Origin of the sequence: Fictibacillus sp. NRS-1165, from assembly GCF_050468105.1 — a bacterium.
Taxonomy (GTDB): Bacteria; Bacillota; Bacilli; order Bacillales; family Fictibacillaceae; genus Fictibacillus_C; species Fictibacillus_C terrinigri.
Genome location: NZ_JBDPNU010000009.1, coordinates 67755 through 87209 on the forward strand (window position 1 = coordinate 67755; position 19455 = coordinate 87209).

General features: G+C 45.0%; 16 protein-coding genes and 3 pseudogenes. 18 read left to right on the plus strand and 1 reads right to left on the minus strand.

Going from position 1 to position 19455, the window contains the following annotated elements; genetic code table 11:
• Positions 1-248 precede the first annotated feature (248 nt).
• The 12 genes and pseudogenes from ABHN01_RS03120 to ABHN01_RS03175 all read left to right on the plus strand — a co-directional run bounded on the left by ABHN01_RS03120 (position 249) and on the right by ABHN01_RS03175 (position 15828).
• Complete coding sequence (locus tag ABHN01_RS03120; RefSeq protein WP_429874348.1) at positions 249-1487, plus strand: aspartate aminotransferase family protein; 1239 nt, start codon at positions 249-251, stop codon at positions 1485-1487.
• Positions 1488-1683: 196 nt separating this feature from the next.
• Positions 1684-2871, plus strand: a complete 1188-nt coding sequence (locus ABHN01_RS03125; RefSeq protein ID WP_290400252.1) for a M24 family metallopeptidase — start codon at positions 1684-1686, stop codon at positions 2869-2871.
• 18 nt (positions 2872-2889) lie between these two features.
• Positions 2890-3903: a cyclodeaminase gene (locus ABHN01_RS03130; RefSeq protein ID WP_429874349.1), complete on the plus strand. Its 1014-nt coding sequence runs from the start codon at positions 2890-2892 to the stop codon at positions 3901-3903.
• A gap of 4 nt (positions 3904-3907) precedes the next feature.
• A complete protein-coding gene (locus tag ABHN01_RS03135) occupies positions 3908-5107 on the plus strand; it encodes a cystathionine gamma-synthase family protein (RefSeq protein WP_429874350.1) in 1200 nt (399 codons plus the stop codon).
• Between the two features lie 35 nt (positions 5108-5142).
• Entirely contained in the window at positions 5143-6390 is a 1248-nt protein-coding gene (locus ABHN01_RS03140) for a M20 metallopeptidase family protein (RefSeq protein WP_429874351.1), read from the plus strand.
• On the plus strand, positions 6380-7435 hold the full coding sequence (locus ABHN01_RS03145; protein ID WP_429874352.1) for a homoserine dehydrogenase: 1056 nt from the start codon (positions 6380-6382) through the stop codon (positions 7433-7435). Before ABHN01_RS03140 ends, ABHN01_RS03145 begins: the two co-directional genes overlap by 11 nt.
• Positions 7436-7457: 22 nt before the next feature.
• Entirely contained in the window at positions 7458-8897 is a 1440-nt protein-coding gene (locus ABHN01_RS03150; RefSeq protein WP_429874353.1) for an aldehyde dehydrogenase family protein, read from the plus strand.
• A 56-nt stretch (positions 8898-8953) separates the two neighbouring features.
• A complete protein-coding gene (locus ABHN01_RS03155) occupies positions 8954-10435 on the plus strand; it encodes an MFS transporter (protein WP_429874354.1) in 1482 nt (493 codons plus the stop codon).
• 137 nt (positions 10436-10572) lie between these two features.
• Complete coding sequence (gene proP / locus ABHN01_RS03160; protein WP_429874355.1) at positions 10573-12027, plus strand: glycine betaine/L-proline transporter ProP; 1455 nt, start codon at positions 10573-10575, stop codon at positions 12025-12027.
• Between the two features lie 344 nt (positions 12028-12371).
• Positions 12372-12527, plus strand: a pseudogene (locus tag ABHN01_RS03165) (GNAT family N-acetyltransferase); the annotation flags it as partial.
• Positions 12528-12582: 55 nt separating this feature from the next.
• Entirely contained in the window at positions 12583-12771 is a 189-nt protein-coding gene (locus tag ABHN01_RS03170; protein WP_429874356.1) for a hypothetical protein, read from the plus strand.
• A gap of 636 nt (positions 12772-13407) precedes the next feature.
• Positions 13408-15828, plus strand: a complete 2421-nt coding sequence (locus ABHN01_RS03175; protein WP_429874357.1) for a transglycosylase domain-containing protein — start codon at positions 13408-13410, stop codon at positions 15826-15828.
• 48 nt (positions 15829-15876) lie between these two features.
• Here ABHN01_RS03175 and ABHN01_RS03180 read toward each other — a convergent pair whose 3' ends face one another.
• Positions 15877-16401, minus strand: coding sequence for a GNAT family N-acetyltransferase (locus tag ABHN01_RS03180; protein WP_429874358.1), 525 nt, complete (start codon positions 16399-16401; stop codon positions 15877-15879).
• A gap of 151 nt (positions 16402-16552) precedes the next feature.
• On the opposite strand from ABHN01_RS03180, the gene ABHN01_RS03185 reads away from it, so the two are divergent.
• The 6 genes and pseudogenes from ABHN01_RS03185 to ABHN01_RS03210 all read left to right on the plus strand — a co-directional run.
• On the plus strand, positions 16553-16885 hold the full coding sequence (locus ABHN01_RS03185) for a winged helix-turn-helix transcriptional regulator (RefSeq protein WP_429874359.1): 333 nt from the start codon (positions 16553-16555) through the stop codon (positions 16883-16885).
• A 181-nt stretch (positions 16886-17066) separates the two neighbouring features.
• Positions 17067-17258, plus strand: a complete 192-nt coding sequence (locus tag ABHN01_RS03190; protein WP_429874360.1) for a DUF4181 domain-containing protein — start codon at positions 17067-17069, stop codon at positions 17256-17258.
• Positions 17259-17435: 177 nt separating this feature from the next.
• The gene (locus tag ABHN01_RS03195) at positions 17436-17765 is read left to right on the plus strand and encodes a hypothetical protein (RefSeq protein ID WP_429874361.1); all 330 of its coding nucleotides are present in this window, start codon (positions 17436-17438) and stop codon (positions 17763-17765) included.
• Between the two features lie 55 nt (positions 17766-17820).
• A pseudogene (locus tag ABHN01_RS03200) lies at positions 17821-18218 on the plus strand (GNAT family N-acetyltransferase); the annotation flags it as partial.
• Between the two features lie 81 nt (positions 18219-18299).
• A complete protein-coding gene (locus tag ABHN01_RS03205) occupies positions 18300-18896 on the plus strand; it encodes an AlkZ-related protein (protein ID WP_429874362.1) in 597 nt (198 codons plus the stop codon).
• A 22-nt stretch (positions 18897-18918) separates the two neighbouring features.
• Positions 18919-19446, plus strand: a pseudogene (locus ABHN01_RS03210) (thiamine pyrophosphate-dependent enzyme); the annotation flags it as partial.
• Positions 19447-19455 lie beyond the last annotated feature (9 nt).

The window sequence follows — 19455 nt, forward strand, 5'->3', positions numbered from 1 at the left end:
GGCAGTTATGAAATATAAATTTCATAATTTCGATATTTCTGGTTCATTTATTTCAAATTATGCGATAAAATGAAAAAAGAATTTCACATAAAGACCATACCTATTTTGGAGATGAGAAAAGTGAACGATTCATTGTCAGACTATATGACGAAAACCCCGAAATCCCGAGAATTCATGTCAACAGCCAAGCAGATCATGCCCGGCGAGTTACGGCAAATATTAAGTCTTATGCTCCTTATCCGATCATTATGGGCAAAGCGAGCGGTCCTTATCTATATGATCTCGACGGGAATGAATACATTGACTATCTGCTGTCGTATGTTGCTTTAATGCTTGGGCATGGCCACCCGGAGGTCATTCATGCTATTCAGGCGCAAATGAAGGGAAGCGGAACATTCCTATTTGGCACTCCGCATCAGCTGGAGCTGGAAATGGGAAAGAAAATCATGGAATTATACCCCAGTATAGAAATGATCCGATACACCAATTCGGGGACCGAAGCAACGCTATTGGCACTTCGGATGGCCTATGCTTACATCGGAAAATATAAAATTGCAAAGTTTGAAGGACATTACCATGGTGGTTATGATCAGGTTCTGTTAAGCGTCAATCCCTCATTAGCTGAAGCCGGACCGGTTCATGAACCTGCAGCTGTCATAGAATCGAAAGGGGTTGATCCCTATCATCAAGAACACACCATAATCCTGCCGTTTAATGATCTGGAGGCCGTTTCAGACATCTTAATCAAAAGAAAAGATGAGATTGCAGCTGTTATGATGGAGCCTGTTCAAGGCGGATTTATACCTGCTGAACAATCCTTTATGGACGGCTTACGGAAAATTACAGAAGAGCTGGGGATTCTGCTGATTTTTGATGAAGTTAAAACGGGCTTCCGACTGGGGCTCGGCGGAGCACAGTCTGTTTATAACATAAAGCCAGACATAACAAAGCTTGGGAAAGTAGTGGGGGGCGGTTTCCCCGTTGGCATCCTGGGAGGAAAAAAAGAAAGACTGATGGTCAGTGCCCCGTCCGCTTCTTCCGATGTTTTCGACAGCAGCCAAAGCAAGAACTCCAGTGCGAAGGACGTTCTTTTTCACAGCGGCACGTATAATGGCCATCCGACGATATTGGCAGCTGGTCTTGCTACCATACAAGTTCTAGAACAGAAAATGGAGCATGTATTGTCCACGACAACCCAACTAAAAAATGGGATCAAAAAGCTGTTTGAAGAACGAGGAATCGGGATGCACACCATTGGGCTTGGAGCCATATTTAATGTGGTGATAACAGAACAAGAACGTATACGGAATTACCGTGATTTTCAACAATTGAATTTTCCCATGAGAAAAGAATTGGATTTCTCTTTGCTGACCCAAGGGATTTATACCAAACCGATGAATCGGTACAGCATGTCCACTGTTCATGGAGAAAAAGAGATCCACCGGACACTGGAAGCATACGAATATGTACTTTCCAAGATCATTTAACATTCCTTAAGGGCTCGTCTAATTTCGACAGCCCTTTTTTTATTGTGCCAACTATTCTGATAATTTGACTAAAACTTTTACAAAAACTTCATACAGTTTTGCAGATGATGAAACGATGACTGATATTCTATACTGAGTTTATAAATTAATTATTCATAAAATTCTAATAATACTTGAAAACAGGAGGGAAGGTCCTATGTCATTTGGGACAACCGAATATCAGGAAAGAATTTATAAAACGAAAAAAAGCATGGCAGAGAAAGGGATAGAAGTCCTCCTGATTACTGACCCGGCCAATATGAACTATTTGTCCGGATATGATGGATGGTCGTTCTATGTCCATCAGATGCTGATCGTCATTAATGACGAAGATCAGCCGATCTGGATCGGCCGCGGCCAGGATGCCAATGGAGCAAAAGCGACGTCATGGCTATACCATGAGAACCTGATCCCTTATCCAGATGATTACGTCCAATCGGCCACGCTGCATCCGATGGATTTTGTTGCCGATATCCTAAAGCAGATCGGGCAGGACAAGCGTTCAATCGGTGTGGAGATGGACAATTATTATTTTACGGCAAAATGTTATGAACAGCTAAAGAAGGGTCTGCCCAACGCTTCATTTAAGGATGCTACTTTATTAGTGAACTGGGTACGCCTCGTAAAATCAGATGCCGAAATTACGTATATGAAACGCGCGGCTGAAATTGTGGAAAAAGCCATGATGAAAGGAATCGGGCTCATCGGTGAAGGCGTCAGGGAATGCGATGTGGCCGCCGAGATCTTTCATACCCAGATCAAAGGGACCGAAAACTTCGGTGGTGACTATCCGGCTATTGTGCCCCTTCTGCCTTCAGGAGAAAAAACGTCTACCCCACACTTAACCTGGACGGATGACAGGTATAAAAAAGGAGACTCCGTCATTTTGGAACTGGCAGGCTGCTACAGACGGTATCATTCGCCGCTGGCGAGAACAGTAAATATCGGGCCGCCATCCGACGGGCTCAAAGCTCTATCCGATGTTGTTGTTGAAGGACTGAACGCATGCCTGGACATGATCAAGCCGGGAATTGCCTGTGAAGAAATTGAAGAGACGTGGAGAAAGACGATACATAAAAGCGGCATCGTTAAAGAATCTCGTCTCGGCTATGCGATGGGACTAAATTATCCTCCAGACTGGGGAGAGCACACGGCGAGCATCCGAAAGGGAGACAGAACCATTCTGCAGCCGAATATGACCTTCCACCTGATCCCCGGAATCTGGCTGGACCAATACGGATTTGAAGCCAGCGAATCTTTCCGGGTGACAGATAACGGCTGCGAGACCTTTGCTTCACTGCCAAGACAGCTTGTTATCAGGGACGGTGTATTGGAACGAACATGAAGGGAGTGAAAGAACAGGATGTTTATTTTTACAGAACATGAATTGAGGCAGCACGTTTCACTAAATCTTGAAGCTCTATCCGTGGTCGAGGATGGTTTTACGAATCTTGCAGAGCATAGAGTAACCATGCCTCCCATCATGAGGGTCGATGTTCACGACCAGAACGGAGAAGTGGACGTGAAAACCGCCTATGTCGAAGGGAAAGGCATGTTTGCGATTAAAGTGTCCTCTGGATTTTTTAACAATTACAAGATCGGCCTCCCGAGCGGAAGCGGATTGATGATGCTCATCAGTGCAAAAACAGGCGTACCGCAGGCAATCCTGCTGGATAACGGTTATCTTACCGACATTCGTACGGCTGCCGCGGGGGCCATTGCTGCCAAATATTTATCAAGAAAGAAAATACAAACCGTGGGCGTGATCGGCACAGGAAGCCAGGCGAGATACCAGGTAAAAGCCCTGCGGCTCGTAAGGGATTTTCAAGAGGTGCTCATTTTTGGACGGTCAGAGGAAAGGGCCAAGGTGTACGCAGAGGAAATGTCAGCTGAGCTTGGGATTGAGGTTAAAGTGGTCGATAGCGCAGAGACAGTCGTACGCAACAGCGATACCGTCATTACGACAACGCCGGCCAAGGACCCGGTGATCAAAGCGGAATGGCTCCATCCCGGAATTCATATTACAGCGATGGGATCGGACGCGGAGCATAAGCAGGAACTCGAAGCTGAAGTATTGGCACAGGCTGGCAGGCTTGTTTGCGACACCATCGCCCAATGTGAGCGGTTAGGCGAACTTCATCATGCATTTGATCAAGGACTGTTATCCCGTAAACACCCCATCGTTGAACTCGGCGAGCTCACTTCAAAAAAGGCAGAGGGCAGGCAGCATGAGGAACAGATTACGGTTTGTGATTTAACCGGAACAGGAGTACAGGATACCGCCATCGCCTTGTTCGCTTTTCAAGAAATGGTGCAACGAGGACTTGGTTTGAAAATAGAAGACAAAGTACCAGCTTTAAAAATTAACGAGGAGTGATCACATGGCAAACCACAACATAAAAACAGGAACGAAGTCCGTATGGGCAGGAGAAAAAGAGTATTTGGTGCACGGGGCGACTCAGGTGCCGGTCGTTCTTAGTGTGGCGTATGGCTACGACGATATGGATGAATGGTATGATGTTGCGATCGGCAAGAAAAAAGGGCATATTTACGGACGAAACACAAATCCGACGGTCCAGGCTTTTGAAGATAAAGTAAAAATTCTCGAAGGAGCCGAAGCGGCTACGAGTTTTTCAACAGGAATGGCTGCGATCAGCAATACACTTTCTACTTTTTTAGTGCCTGGTGACCGAATCGTCTCCATCAAAGATACCTATGGCGGAACAAACAAAATATTTACCGAGTTCCTCCCCCGCCAGCAGGTCGAGGTTGTGTTATGTGAAACCGGCAACCATGAACAGATTGAAAGAGAAGTAGCAAAAGGCTGCAGCATTCTTTATTTGGAAACACCAACCAATCCAACGGTTAAAATTACAGACATTGAGAGGATGGCGAAAGCTGGCCGTGAAGCTGGTGCGTTAGTGGTGGTAGACAATACGTTCGGAACACCAATCAACCAGAATCCGCTCGCCCTCGGAGCAGATTTAGTCATCCATAGTGCGACCAAATTCTTGGGAGGACATGCGGATGCGCTTGGAGGAGTAGTCTGCGGGTCGGAAGAATTGGTGGAAAAAATCTACCATTTCCGTGAAATAAACGGAGCTACGATGGATCCGATGGCGGCGTACCTCCTCTTGAGGGGGATGAAGACCCTTCATCTGCGTGTACGTCAGCAAAGTGAAAATGCAATGGCGCTTGCTAAGTTCCTGCAAACACAAGAATTAGTAGAAGGAGTCTACTATCCAGGGCTTGAGACCCATCCAAACCATGAAATTGCGAAAAAGCAGATGAAGGGATTTGGCGGAATGCTCAGCTTTGCGGTAAAAGGAGGCGTCGAAACGGTCAGGGACCTGCTTCCAAAATTGCAATTTGCGAACCGTGCGGCCAATCTCGGCGCTGTGGAAACAACGGTCGGGCCAGCACGTACCACAAGCCACGTGGAATGTACACCGGAAGAACGGGCGGCGATGGGAATTCCTGAAGGATTGATCCGCATCTCCTGCGGCATAGAAGACATCGAAGATATTATTGCGGACTTTGAACAGGCTTTTCAACATGTGGAAAGTGCTTTAAAGGTCTAAGAGATAGCCAGTGTGTTTGAGGAGATGAATGACAAATGGCAAATCATCAGTTTGTTGCTGCTTCGGTAAAAGAGTTGAATGAAAATTTGATCGCATGGAGGCGGCAGATCCATCAAAACCCTGAACTCAGTTTTCAGGAATTTGAAACGTCAAGCCTGGTGGCGGAAACATTAAGACGGATTCCCGGAATGAAAACGGAGATCGGAGTGGGGGTTCCGACTGGAGTTGTTGGAACCCTTTCCTCGGGGGAAGGACCGGTCATCGCCATCCGCGCAGACATGGATGCCTTGCCCATTCATGAGAAAAACGAATTGAGTTACAAATCACGGAACGATGGTGTGATGCATGCCTGCGGACATGATGCTCATACTTCCATCCTGCTTGGGGTTGCCAGCCTTCTGGCAGATGCATTTAAACGGGAAGAAATACAGGGCAAGGTAAAATTTATGTTTCAGCCGGCAGAAGAAAGCATTGATGAACAAGGTCTGTCAGGTTCTCCTTATATGGTTCAGGCAGGAGTTTATGATGAAGCAGATGCCGCCATTGCGCTCCATATGTGCCCGTGGCTTCCGGCTGGTGCCATTCAAGTGAACGATGGGTACAGCATGGCCAATGTTGATGTGTTCCAGGGAAAAATTTATGGAACAGGAGGGCACGGTGCTTATCCTGAGCAGGGAACCGATCCTATTTGGATGCTGGGACCGGTCATGCAGGCCCTTCATGGCATTGTGGCACGGAAAGTCTCTGCAATGGATTCAGCCGTGATCAGCATTGGGGAGATCCATGCGGGTTCGGCAAGCAATATCATTCCTACCGAGGTATCCATAACAGGAACGATTCGCAGCTATACACCTGAAGTACGCGGCTTGCTCGCCTCAGAATTGGAAAAGGCGTTTTCCATTGTTCATTCACTAGGCGGGGATTACTCGTTCAAAGTGGACCGGGGCGAACCTGCGCTGAACAATCATAAAATGATCAACAAGTGGTTTATGGAGGCGGCAAGAGAGCTGTATCCCGAAATTACGATTAAAAGAGGCCCGTTTGGAATGGGCGGAGAAGATTTTGGATATGTAACACAAAAAGTTCCTGGTGCCATGTTCTTTCTGGGATGTTCCGAGCAAGGACAAGATCAGAGAGAATTGCACACTCCGTTTTTTGATATAAATGAAAACTGCCTGCCGATCGGGACAGCAATTCTGACACAGACAGCATTAAAGTATTTAAAAGGCGAGGTATTCCTGCCAAGCCGTGAAAAGGTGGAGGTAGAGACCTATGGGACATAAACTTGCTTTTATTGGATTTGGAACAGTCGGACAGGGATTGGCTGAAATTCTGAGGGACAAGCATGAAGATTTAAAGGCCAACGAGCATTTTGAAGCGGAAATTGTGGCCATCTCAGATTTTAATAAAGGTGCAATCTATCATCCGAACGGACTGGACATCGATACGGTTTTACAAGTGCTGCAGGAGACGGGAAATCTGGAAAACTATCCGCCGTCCCCTGGCCTCGTAACCGGTTGGGACAGCCTGAAAACGATACGTGAAACCAACGCGGATACGGTTATTGAGGTTTCATATACCGATGTCCGGACAGGACAGCCTGCGATCGATCATTGCCGAACGGCATTCCTAGCGAAAAAAAATGTGGTCATGACCAATAAGGGCCCGGTTGCCCTTGCGTATAAAGAGCTTTCTGAGCTGGCAAAAAAGGAAGGCGTGTACTGGGGATTTGAAGGGACCGTCATGAGCGGAACGCCTTCATTAAGGATGCCCGCTTCTGCTTTGGCAGGAAACGAGATCACGGAAATACGCGCCATTTTAAACGGTACGACCAATTTTATCTTAACCAAGATGGAAGAAGAGGGAGCTACGTATGATGAAGCCTTGAAAGAAGCACAACTGCTGGGGTATGCAGAAGCTGATCCCACCAGCGATGTTGAAGGCTATGATGCTCGGTACAAGATTACGATTCTCGCGAACTATGTGATGAATGAACCTCTTCGGGTAGAGGAAGTTTCATGCCGCGGTATCACAAATCTTACCCCGAAGGATATAGAGGAGGCAAAAGCCGAAGGGAAAAGGTGGAAACTGCTGGCAAAAGCCCGTAAAGAAAACGGGAAGGTTGATGCTTCCATCGCCCCAGAAAAAGTGGATATGTCTGATCCGCTTGCTTCCATCAGCGGAGCTGTGAACGCCATTGCTTACGAATGTGACCTTTTAGGAACGGTTACGCTGAGCGGAGCAGGGGCGGGCAAGGTGGAGACAGGCTTCTCCTTGTTAATCGATTTAATTAACATTGATCGCGAAAGAAGACTTGTAAACATTTAAACTGAGAAAGGCGGGGAAGTTGATGACGACTCAGGTTGCTGGCCAAAAGATGTATCTAGCCGGAAGATGGGTGCACCGTGAAAGAACGATTGTGGTAAGAGATCCTCAGGATAACAGCTTCATAGACTCGGTCCCGGCGGCCTCCAAAGAAGACATGCTGGCTTGTATTGAACAGGCCGGGGAAGGGGCCAAGATTGCGGCTGCCATGCCGGTATATGAGCGGATGGACGTCATTCATAAAGCGGCAGACTACATTGAAAACCATAAGGAAAAGTACGCGTTGACGATTGCAAGGGAGGGCAGCAAAACGATACGTGAGGCAGCAAAGGAAACCGCAAGATGCATTCAGACCCTTCGGATCAGTGCAGAAGAGGCAAGAAGGATACACGGGGAGACCATTCCGTTCGACCAGATGGAAGGGAACGACAACCGGGTCGGCTACTATCAGCGTTTTCCCATTGGCATCATTGGAGCGATCACTCCATTTAATGATCCGCTGAACCTGGTCGCCCATAAAGTAGGCCCGGCCATTGCCTCAGGAAACGCCATCATCGTTAAGCCGGCTACTGTCACTCCGCTAAGTGCGCTGCTGCTCGCTGAAGCTTTTGCCCATGGGGGGCTGCCTCCAAAAGTCTTGTCCGTTATCACGGGACATGGATATGAAATTGGCGATGTGCTGGTCACCCATCCTGCTGTCCGAATGATTTCCTTTACAGGAGGAGTGGAGGCAGGAGAAGAGATTGTGAGAAAAGCTGGCTTGAAAAAAATCAGCATGGAGCTTGGCTCTAATTCTCCTGTGATCGTTCTGGAGGATGCCGACCTTGAAGCGGCGGTTGAATCAACCGTTTCCGGAGCATATTGGGCAGCCGGGCAAAACTGCCTGAGCGTCCAAAGAATATACGTACAGCAGAGTGTGATGCGGGAATTTGAGTCGGCCTTCGTGGCACGTACCAACCAATATCGTGTAGGCGATAAGCTATCTGAGGATACCGATATCGGCCCTTTGATTTCGGAAAAGGAGGCGTTGCGTATAGAGAAGCTGGTCCATGAAGCGGTTGAAAAAGGTGCTGAGCTGCTGACTGGAGGGAAACGGGACGGTGCGTTCTACTATCCGACGGTGTTAAAGAACATTCCCGACGACAGCACGGTCGCAAAGGAAGAAATTTTTGGTCCTGTAGTGATGCTTTATGAAGTGAAGGATGTAGACGAGGCCATCGAAAAATCAAATGAAGTCAGCTACGGGCTGCAGGCAGGCATTTTTACAAAAAACATCGATAAAGCACAAAAAGCGGTCGCCAGGATGGAAGTTGGAGGCATCATGATCAATGACAGCAGCGATTACCGGATCGACGCCATGCCGTTTGGAGGAGTGAAAAAGTCAGGCTTGGGGCGAGAAGGCATTAAATTCGCGATTCAAGACATGACCGAGCCTAAAGTGGTCTGCTATAAACTGTCAAACTAAAAAAAGAAAGAGGGATAAGGAGAGAGCAAGATAACTGTAATTTGAGGAGGTACGATGTGGAAAGAGGACAAAACGAACAGCTGACCAAAGAGGATATCACGATTGTTGATACCAAAATTGCGAAAAAATCAATACTTGGAACATCTCTCGGCAATGCGATGGAATGGTTTGATTTTGGCATCTATTCCTATTTAGCAGTAACGATTGGTAAAGTGTTTTTCCCTGAGATCGATCCTTCTGCCCAGTTAATCTATGCTTTTGCAACATTTGCAGTAGCTTTTATTGCAAGGCCGATCGGCGGTATGTTCTTCGGAATGATGGGAGACCGTATCGGACGGAAGAAGGTCCTCGCCATCACCCTGATCATGATGGCGGTTGCCACATTAAGCATAGGACTTATCCCGGGTTATGCTACAATCGGTGCTGCAGCTCCTGTCTTATTGCTTCTTGCCCGAATGGTACAAGGTTTTTCAACGGGGGGAGAATATGCGGGCGCCATGACCTTTATTGCTGAATCCACTCCGGACAAAAAGCGAACTTTCATGTCGAGTTTCCTGGAAGTTGGAACGCTCGTTGGTTTTATAGCTGGTTCCGGTTTAGTGACATTGCTTACTTTTCTGCTTGGATCTGAAACCATGCTTGCATGGGGCTGGAGGATTCCTTTCTTTATCGCTGCTCCATTAGGACTGATTGGGTTATACTTCCGGTCACATTTAGAAGAAACACCTGCGTTTCAGGAAATGAAGGAGACCAAGAAACAGAAATCCGTAAAAAATATTTTTACTGAGCATTGGCGGTCTCTTCTTATCTGTATTGGTGTCGTATTTTTCTATAACACCATCAACTATATGATTCTTACTTACATGCCGTCCTATTTGTCAGAGCAGCTCGGTTTTGGGGAAACAAAGGGATTGGTCCTTATCCTTTTCGTAATGATCGCCATGATTCCCTTTGTATTGCTGATGGGATATTGGGGTGACCGCATCGGACGAAACCGGCTGATAATCACAGCGCTGATCGGCATCATCGTTCTTAGTATCCCTGCATTTTTTATGATGGGAACGGGTTCAAGCATATCCGCGTTTCTTGGTCTGCTGGTCCTGAGCTGTTTGTTCACGGCTTTTCAAGGGACCCTGCCTGCTGCTTTGCCATCCTTGTTTTTTACAGAGGTGCGTTATGGTTCATTGGCGATCACATACAATGTATCCACCTCCATCTTTGGAGGAACAACACCGCTGGTTGTCGCATGGCTCGTTAAAGCCACGGGTTTCAACATGCTGCCTGCTTATTATTTAATTGGAGTATGTGTCATTGGACTAGTGATCGTTGCCCTTTTCGTAAAAGAAACAGCGGGCCGTTCATTAAGGGGATCCAATCCTGCAGTTGAACATGAAAGAGAAGTGGACGAACGGTTGGCAAATTCCGCAGAAGCATTTTGGTGGAAGGAAGAATTAAGGAAGAAACAAGAAAAAGCAATAGCAAAACTTGACCCAAGCATTTTGGGATCTCAGCAGAAAAATGTAAGCAATATTCAATAAAACAGAAGCTGTCGGGGAAAACCGGCAGCTTTTTTATGGATTTTATTCTATTTGTCCAGTCATGATTAGCGTGTCAGCAATTAGGGAAAAGGTTTAGTGGAGAAACTATTAATCATTTTATATTTAGGAGGCACGCTGTGGGTGAAAAAAAAAGTAAAAGATTGAAAAGAGAGGATATCACTGTCGTTGATAAACAAATCGCAAAGCAGTCGATTTTAGGAACCTCGCTAGGCAATGCGATGGAATGGTTTGATTTTGGCATTTATTCTTATTTAGCAGTTACCATTGGCAAAGTTTTTTTTCCGGAGGTCGATTCTTCCGCTCAGGTCATCTATGCTTTTGCGACGTTTGCGGTAGCTTTTATTGCGAGGCCGCTCGGCGGCATATTTTTTGGCATCATGGGTGATCGTCTAGGCCGAAAGAAGGTCCTGGCTCTTACATTAATCATGATGGCAATTGCCACACTGGCCATCGGGCTCATTCCGGGCTATTCTACCATTGGAATTGCCGCACCTATCCTTCTGCTCGCCGCAAGGCTGGTACAGGGGTTCTCAACCGGAGGAGAATATGCAGGCGCAATGACTTTCATTGCAGAATCTACGCCTGATAAGAAACGCAGTGTAATGTCCAGTGTGCTCGAAGTAGGCACCTTGGCCGGCTATATTGCAGGATCTGGCCTCGTCACTCTGCTGACCTTTATTCTTGGATCAGAAACCATGCTGGATTGGGGATGGAGAATTCCATTTTTTATTGCTGCGCCACTTGGCCTTATCGGTTTGTATTTTCGTTCTCATCTTGAGGAAACACCGGCATTTCAGGCCATGGAGGAGAAGAAAGAGGAAAAGAAAAACCGATCATCATTTAAAGAAATTATCGTTAATCATTGGAGATCATTATTAATCTGCGTCGGGGTCGTGCTCTTTTACAATACGATTGTCTACATGGTCCTGACGTACATGCCGTCCTATCTGTCCGAGCAGCTCGGTTATGGAGAAACAAAAGGCCTGCTTCTTATATTGATCGTGATGGTGATCATGATTCCATTTGTTTTGGGCATGGGATATTTAGGAGACCGAATCGGCCGAAATAAAATTCTCATCGGGGCCTTAATCCTGACCATCGTTTTAAGTGTTCCAGCGTTTATGCTGGCAGGGAATGAAAACGGTTATAATGCCTTCTTTGGCGTGCTGATTCTTGGGTGTTTGCTCACGGCTTTCCAAGGAACGCTTCCTGCAACCCTTCCGTCTTTGTTTTTTACGAATGTAAGATATGGTTCACTGGCCCTAACCTATAATCTTTCCACATCCATTTTTGGCGGCACTACCCCGCTTATTGTCGCGTGGCTGGTGAAGGAAACCAATAACAATATGATTCCGGCCTATTACTTAATGGCAGTCTGTATGATTGGGATCGTGGTTGTGGTCTTCTTTGTCAAAGAAACCGCCGGCCGGTCGCTGCGAGGCTCTCTCCCTGCTGTTGAGGATCCTAGTGAAATTAAAGAAGTATTAAAAGACCCGGAAGAAGCTTTATGGTGGGAAAAAGAAGAGCCTGAAGATGATCAGGCATTGACTGTAGAGAGCAAGCACACGTAAGACTGGATTATTGAAGAAGGCTGTCGAGTGACTCGGCAGCTTTTTTGATGGAATTGAGCCAAACTCGAGATATTGCTGGCCGGTTCACCTTTAATCGGCGGCAAGGTGTTTGCGAAATACATACATAGAATCACTGTCGCCTGATGCCTATCCAATCAGAAATCAAATCGGATCTAGTTGCTCAGTGAACAAGATCCCGAGCTGTACGGTTGGGGCGTTTGGCTTGTTGCTGAGAAAGAAACGGGCAAAATTATCGATGATATCGGGTCTAAGGCAAGCCGGATGAGAATCACACAGTTGAGGTTGGCTATGGAATCCTTCCTTCTGCTTAGCAGAAGGGTTACGCGAATGACGCGGTAAAAGCGATCGTTGATCGGGCCTTTTCTTCGGATCGAGTGAACCGTGTCATTGCTGAATGTCTGAAGGGCAATGAGCCTTCCCTCCGCGTGTTGAAGAAGCTGAACATGGGCAAGAGGGAGAAATGCTTAATTGGGAATTGAGAAAGGAACATTTATGATGGTGAACTGTAAGTAATTGGAAGGTTGGAGGTGGTTGATGCATTTGATGCTTAACATGATTGGATATGGAAGTGCGGTAATTATGTTCATTCCATTAATATTGCTTTTAATAATTGTTTTCACCTTTGTAAAAAGCGAAAAGAAAAAGAGAGATAGACTTCTTCAGATTGAACAAAAGTTAGATCAAATCATCAAGCAGGATCACCGCTTAAAAAAGCCATCTTAGCTCTTAGGAAATGCGGATTGTGGTTGAAGAAGAGATGGGGCGCTGCCATTCTATTAATCTTTCTCGCAGCCGGACTCTATTTATATGGTGAATTACGGCTATCATTTAAGTTTTTAATAAAACAAGAAGTTTTGGCCAATATAAAACAGCTTTAACGGATGTAAATCGGTTTTATGAGAGCATCAATAAAGGCAGTATGCATTTTGCCAATGATTTGCTGGCTTATGGGTTCGATACGGAGAAACCGAGGAATAAAAAAATCTATATTGATCATCAAAAAATGAAGTCCATCTCTCTTGGCAAATACTTTTCCAAGAGCAAATATGCATGGAGCTATAAGAACGTATCCTATTAGTATCCTGAGGATTCAGTGATAACAAACGCGTCTGAACCTACATACCGCCAGACGAAGTTTTTGAGACAAGACATCCAGTTCTTGTTCTTTTTTTGATTCATATAGATTAAAAAGTGGAAAAAAAGGGTATCTAGTACTTCAGTACTGTTTGTAATAAAAATGTAACATTTCTGAGTTATTTACGTATTATTTTCTATTAAAATAGTATAAAATTGGTGTTTAGGAAAAATAAACTATTTCAGCATAGGGAACAGCTTGGAACAATTTAAGGAGAGTTAATGATGGAAAAGAAAAATTCTGCTTCACGATTGGAAAGAAGAAAACAAAACAAAAGGCCAAAACGTTTTCGGAAATTCCTTACATACAGTACACTAACTTTTCTAGTTCTCTTTCTTGTAGTGGTTATTGGTGGAGGCGCCACTGTATTTTCAGTTGCAAAGGGCGCGCCTGATTTGAACCCGGAAAATCTAAAGTATTCGCGGACGTCTACCGTCTATGACATGAACAATGAAAAGGTCGTTACGATCAGTGGGAAGGAAAAGAGGGATTATGTTTCCATCAAGGATATCCCGCCCCGTGTTCGGAATGCTTTTATTGCGACAGAGGATGTTCGTTTTTACAAACATAATGGAATTGATACGAAAAGGGTCGCGGGCGCCGTCCTTTCCAATATTACTCACGGATTTGGTTCTGAAGGTGCAAGTACCATTACACAGCAGGTCGTAAAGAACTCTTTCTTATCTCCAGAAAAGACAGTGACAAGAAAGATACAGGAAGCCTATTTGGCTGTCCAGCTTGAACGCAAATATTCGAAAGATCAGATTCTGGAATTCTATTTGAATAAAATCTATTTCGGGAACAGTGCCTACGGAGTTAAAACAGCAGCCAAAACGTATTTCGATAAGTCACTCGACCAACTGACGATCGGAGAGGCCGCATTGCTTGCCGGATTGCCCCAGCGGCCGAGCGGATACAATCCATTCGAACATCCTGATTTAGCGGAGCAGCGAAGGAATGTCGTACTTTCGCTTTTGCATAAGAACGGATATATTTCGGAGCAGGAAAAAGAGGAAGCTCAGAAGCAGCCGATCAAGAAAATGCTCGTTAAACCTAAAAAGTCTCAGCAGAGATATGAAGCGTTCCTACAGCAGGTCATTAAAGATGCACGGAAAGAGGGCATCCCTGAAAAGGAACTGTTTGAAGGCGGCTTGAAAATCTACACGACGCTCGACCAGGATGCCCAATCTCAAGCGGAAAAGATCTTGTCAACTGAGGATTATATCCGGTATCCAGACAATAAATTCCAGGCAGGGGTCGTTCTGCTGGATACTGAAACCGGCCAAATACGCGCCATAGGTGGCAACAGGCGGGAAGACGACAAACAGGCAATCAGAGGATTTAACTATGCGACCGATACAGAAAGGCAGCCAGGATCTACAATTAAACCGATTCTTGACTATGGTCCTGCGATAGAATACCTTAAATGGTCGACGAATACACCGATCAAGGATGAACCGCTGGAAATCAACGGAAAACAGTTCCAGAACTGGGATAGAACTTATCATGGTACCCTGACCATGAGAGAAGCGCTCGTTCAATCCTATAATATTCCAGCCATTAAAACATTCCAGGCCGTTGGAGAAGCGAACGCGAAACAGTTTGCAGGAAACCTGGGTATTAAGCTGGATACCATCTATCCGTCCTATGCGATCGGAGGATTCAATAAGGGGGTTTCCCCATTAACGATGGCCGGTGCGTATTCTGCTTTTGGAAATAAAGGAGTCTATCATCAGCCGACTACTCTCCGCAAGATTGAGTACCCAAATGGAGTAGTGAAACAGTTTAACCATGAGCCCAAAACGGCGATGAGCGATTACACTGCCTATATGGTAACGGATATGCTGAAGAGTGTTGTCAACAACGGAACAGGACGAATGGCACAGATTCCAGGATTGGACGTAGCCGGTAAGACAGGAACGACGAACCTTCCGAGCAACGTCTATGGCAACGGATCGACAGATTCCTGGTTCGTAGGCTATACCACACGCTACACAGCGGCGGTCTGGACGGGATACGATCACCCTGGCCAGGATGCTTATGTGAAGAAGGAAGATCAAGTGATCGCTAAGCTGATTTTTAAAGAACTGGTATCACACGTTTCAGAAAATAAGCTTACTGCCGATTTTGAAAAGCCGGGATCTGTTGTTACGAGGGGATCTGAGCTGTACGTTCAAGGAACATCCATCCCGGCCATAGCACAGCCTAGCCAAACGGAAGACAAAAAAGAAGATTCGTCAACCGGTGCTGAAAAAGAAAAGCAAGTTCAAGAAAAAGAGAAAAAAGAAGAAGATCAGAAGAAAAAAGAATATGAGAAAAAGCCTGAAGATAATGGAAATACCAATCCGGCTACCCCGGTGACACCGCCGAAGGATGATCAAGGCGGCAACGATCAGGGAGGCAATGGCGGTACAGATCAGGGCGGAAATGATCAGGGCGGAAGTGATCAAGGCGGCGATCAGGATAAGCCGACCGAACCAACCACACCGCCTAAAGAGAAACCAGGAGATGGAACCACCAATCCAGGTACAGGAGATAAACCAACGGATCCGGGAACAAAGCCGCCACAGGAGAACAATAATACGAAAAAACCAGAGGATGCGAAGCCAAGTTCTTTGGATTCAAAGACCACGCAAACAGAATAGTCATGAAAAGCTGGAGCTGATGAGAAGCTCCAGCTTTTTTAGAAAGGATTACCTGTTTCGTAAAACAGTAATGAAGCCATCGAGTATATCATGACTTACTTTAAATCCTTTGCGCTTATAGAATTCCAATGCATTCGTATTTCCATTAGAAACAAAGATAAAATAATCCTCTACATCATCGAACTGCCTGATCCAATCCATAGACATATCGAACAGTTTGGATCCAATCCCATATTGTCTGTACTGTTCTTTAATATAAAATTGAGATAAGCAGCCTACAAGATCGTTGCGAACAGTAGAAAGGTCAAAGAAAGTGGCAAAATCATTGGAATAGGTTTCTTTAGGAGAAATATTGGAATACACATAACCTGCGATCTGATCCTTATCCTTAACGATCACTGTATGATTGTCAACGGCTTTATTGATGGAAGTGATCAGCCTTGTGTCAAATTTCATATCGTCAAACAGCTCCGGCGTTATGTAAGCTTTCGACTTTTGAAAGGCCATGAGTTCATTACACATTTCTCTGCAGCATTCAATCTCTTCTATAGGTAATATTTCATAGGTTAACATCAAATTTTTCACTCCTTTTTATGGACGCTACTAAAATTTAAAACTAATTCACTCAATCAACTACGATATCATTTTATTACATACGAAACGTAAAACAAGTATGCAGTATTTTATGACTAAGTCAGTAAAACCTGATTAATGGAGTGGTTTTATGAATGAAGAGGCTAAATATCAGCGTAAGGAAGATTGTCCGTTAACGTTTGCTTTGACTCTAATTGGGAGTAAGTGGAGACTTCCGATCATTTGGGCACTATGGAAAAACAAAACGTTACGCTACAACGAACTGAAACGGAAAGTAGAAGGAATAACGAATATGGTATTATCTCAATCCTTAAAGGAAATGGAAAATCAAGGACTTGTTGTTCGTAAGCAGTTTATGGAAATACCTCCACGAGTAGAATACTCCCTGACTAAAGCAGGGGAAGAGCTGATCCCATCTTTAAAATCACTGGCTGACTGGGGAAAGTCGATGCAAAATAAATAAAATAACGATCTGCCCCTGTTGCTTTTTATGGTATATAATGGAATTGAATAAAAACTATTTCAAAAAGGATCAATACCATGATTCTCAATGTCTTAATTTATTTGGCGGTCATGCTATTAGCAGGGCACTTTACAGAAAGATTTTTGCGGAGGAAATGGGGCGTTAAGAAAAGCAGCATCAGGTGGTATCAGCCCGTGCTCGGCATAAATGGGGTGAGCGTATACTGTTTCTTCTTTATTCGGTAGTATTAATGATTCAAATCAACACGGGCATTATGTCCTTTCCATTCCTTTACCTTGATTTCTTTATCGTTCTTTACAGCTATCGTTTTTACATGGAACGCAAATATGACAGGGAAGCAAGGAATACATGAAGACCTTGAGTGGAATGTTTTATTTCGTGGTGATGGCTGTTCCCCTGTTTTTTTATTTTGATCGATAGGAAAAAGGCGATGGCCTGGCCTGAAACCGAATCTTCAGCCAGAGTAACGCGCTGCTGCGGCAGGATGAAGTTATAAAACCAGTCTCAACATCAAAGGAAGGGATAAGAGATGGTATCTAAAACCATTATCTGCGACAAATGTAGCCAAGAAATCATGATCAAAGATGACTTAGTTACGGTGACGATGTTTTTTGAAGTCATTCCATACCATGAGGGGTGCTATGCCAGTGATTTAAAGGGCACAGGATCCTTCTTTATAAACAGCCGGCCACTAAACGGCCTTTCAGGCACGATCTCTACGGTGATTTCCATTCTGTTCGGATTATGGGTGTTTTTTTATACGGAAGGATCATTTCGACTGATTGCACTCTTCTTTTTCATACCAATTTTATACCGATTGTATTCTTATCTGGCATATGAAAGGCATTTGGAAGCATAGGGAGGCGGTATTGTGAAAATGCGTGCCATTAAAAGTGAGGATTATGACGTAATCTCTGCCCAAGTTGTTCTTTATTCACTTTAGGGATACAAGCTTCATTTTGGAAAAGGATGGGAAAGTTATCGGTTTTATAGTCGGTTTCTTATCCCACACTCGTCAGACTGAAGCCTATATTCACTTTGTTGGTATTCATCCAAGCTGCAGAAAACAAGACCTCGGTAAACAGATCTATCAGCAATTCATTCAAGCCGTTACACAAAAAGGCTGTAAGATCATTCGCTGTGTGACTTCTCCTGTCAATAAGGGATCGATTGCTTTTCATGCAAAATGGGTTTTAGGATAGAACCCGGCGACAAGATAACGGATGGCCTGTCTGTCCATTCGGCCTATGACGGTCCATACGAAGATAGAGTGCTTTTTACATATCAAATATCGAGCGCAAGGAGACTGTAAGAATGCTGGATTATAAAATTAAAACGTATGGTGAGGCCGTTGAAGTTGTCGAGAAAATAGGGCTGCTGCCGCTAGCCCCCCTTGTTCCCTGATTATCCCTCGCTTAGCAGTGTAACGGAAAAGGAGAATTGGCACAGTGAAACTGAATTTGATCCATGGAGATGGAGAACGAGGTTTGCCGCAGATGGAGTGGCTGCATACGGGAAATTTGTGAAGAAAAAATCAGTGCTCATCTCCCGCGAACTTCTGCCTTGCTTTTTGGCCGTTATGGGAAGTTCAAAATCGGTAAAAGACCGTTATCGCGACGGTGAAATGTCAAAAGAAGCGTGCGATCTACACGTCATTATCCAGCAGGATGAAGGGATCGATACAAGGCTTTTGAGGGCAAAAGCAGCAATGAAATCAAAGGAAATGAAAAAGCCTTTTGACAACGGTTTACTGGAACTCCAGGCTGGTCTTGATATTGTCGTTTCCGGTACGAAAGAGAAACAGAATGACAGTGGTGAGAAGAACGGCTGGAACAGCACTTCCTATGAGACCATTGAACATTGGACACGGAAAAATAAGGTTGAACATATTGAGGATGATCGAGAGAAAGCACGTCAGAAGCTGCTTCAGCATTTTTCCAGTATCACCAGTCCGGAGGCTATGAAAAAAATTCAGAAGCTTTTTTTGTAGAATAGGAGCAGCCAAACGAGGAGTGATCGTCGTTGATACAGGAACTCTGTCCTATGGTATGTCACAAGTACGGCTGCCTAGAGGGGCGACTTACATTGCGCAGGGCGGATGGCAGAGCATAGGGTATTCGGTGCTAGTATCGCAGCGAAAGATCGTCGTGTGCTTCTTTTTACGGGAGATGGATCCTTGCAGCTGACCGTCCAGGAAATCAGCTCGATGCTCGAGAATGGATGCACCCCCATCATCTTTATTTTAAATAATAATGGATATACCATTGAAAAGTATCTGAACGTTAAGGTGGATGTTGAAAAACAGAAGTACAATGATATTCCTTCATGGGATTACGAAGCTGGCAGAAGCGTTTGGCCGGGATGTTTTCACCAAACAGGTGAGGACGAACGAGGAGCTGGAGGAGGCCATCAACGACGCTGTAAGGCTTCAAGGAGAAAAACTTAGTATGATCGAGCTGCTCATAGAAGATCCGATGGACGCGCCGGAATATTTGAAGAAGATGCGCGCATATTTGGAAAAACAGGAAAAAGAGATGTAATAATAAGGG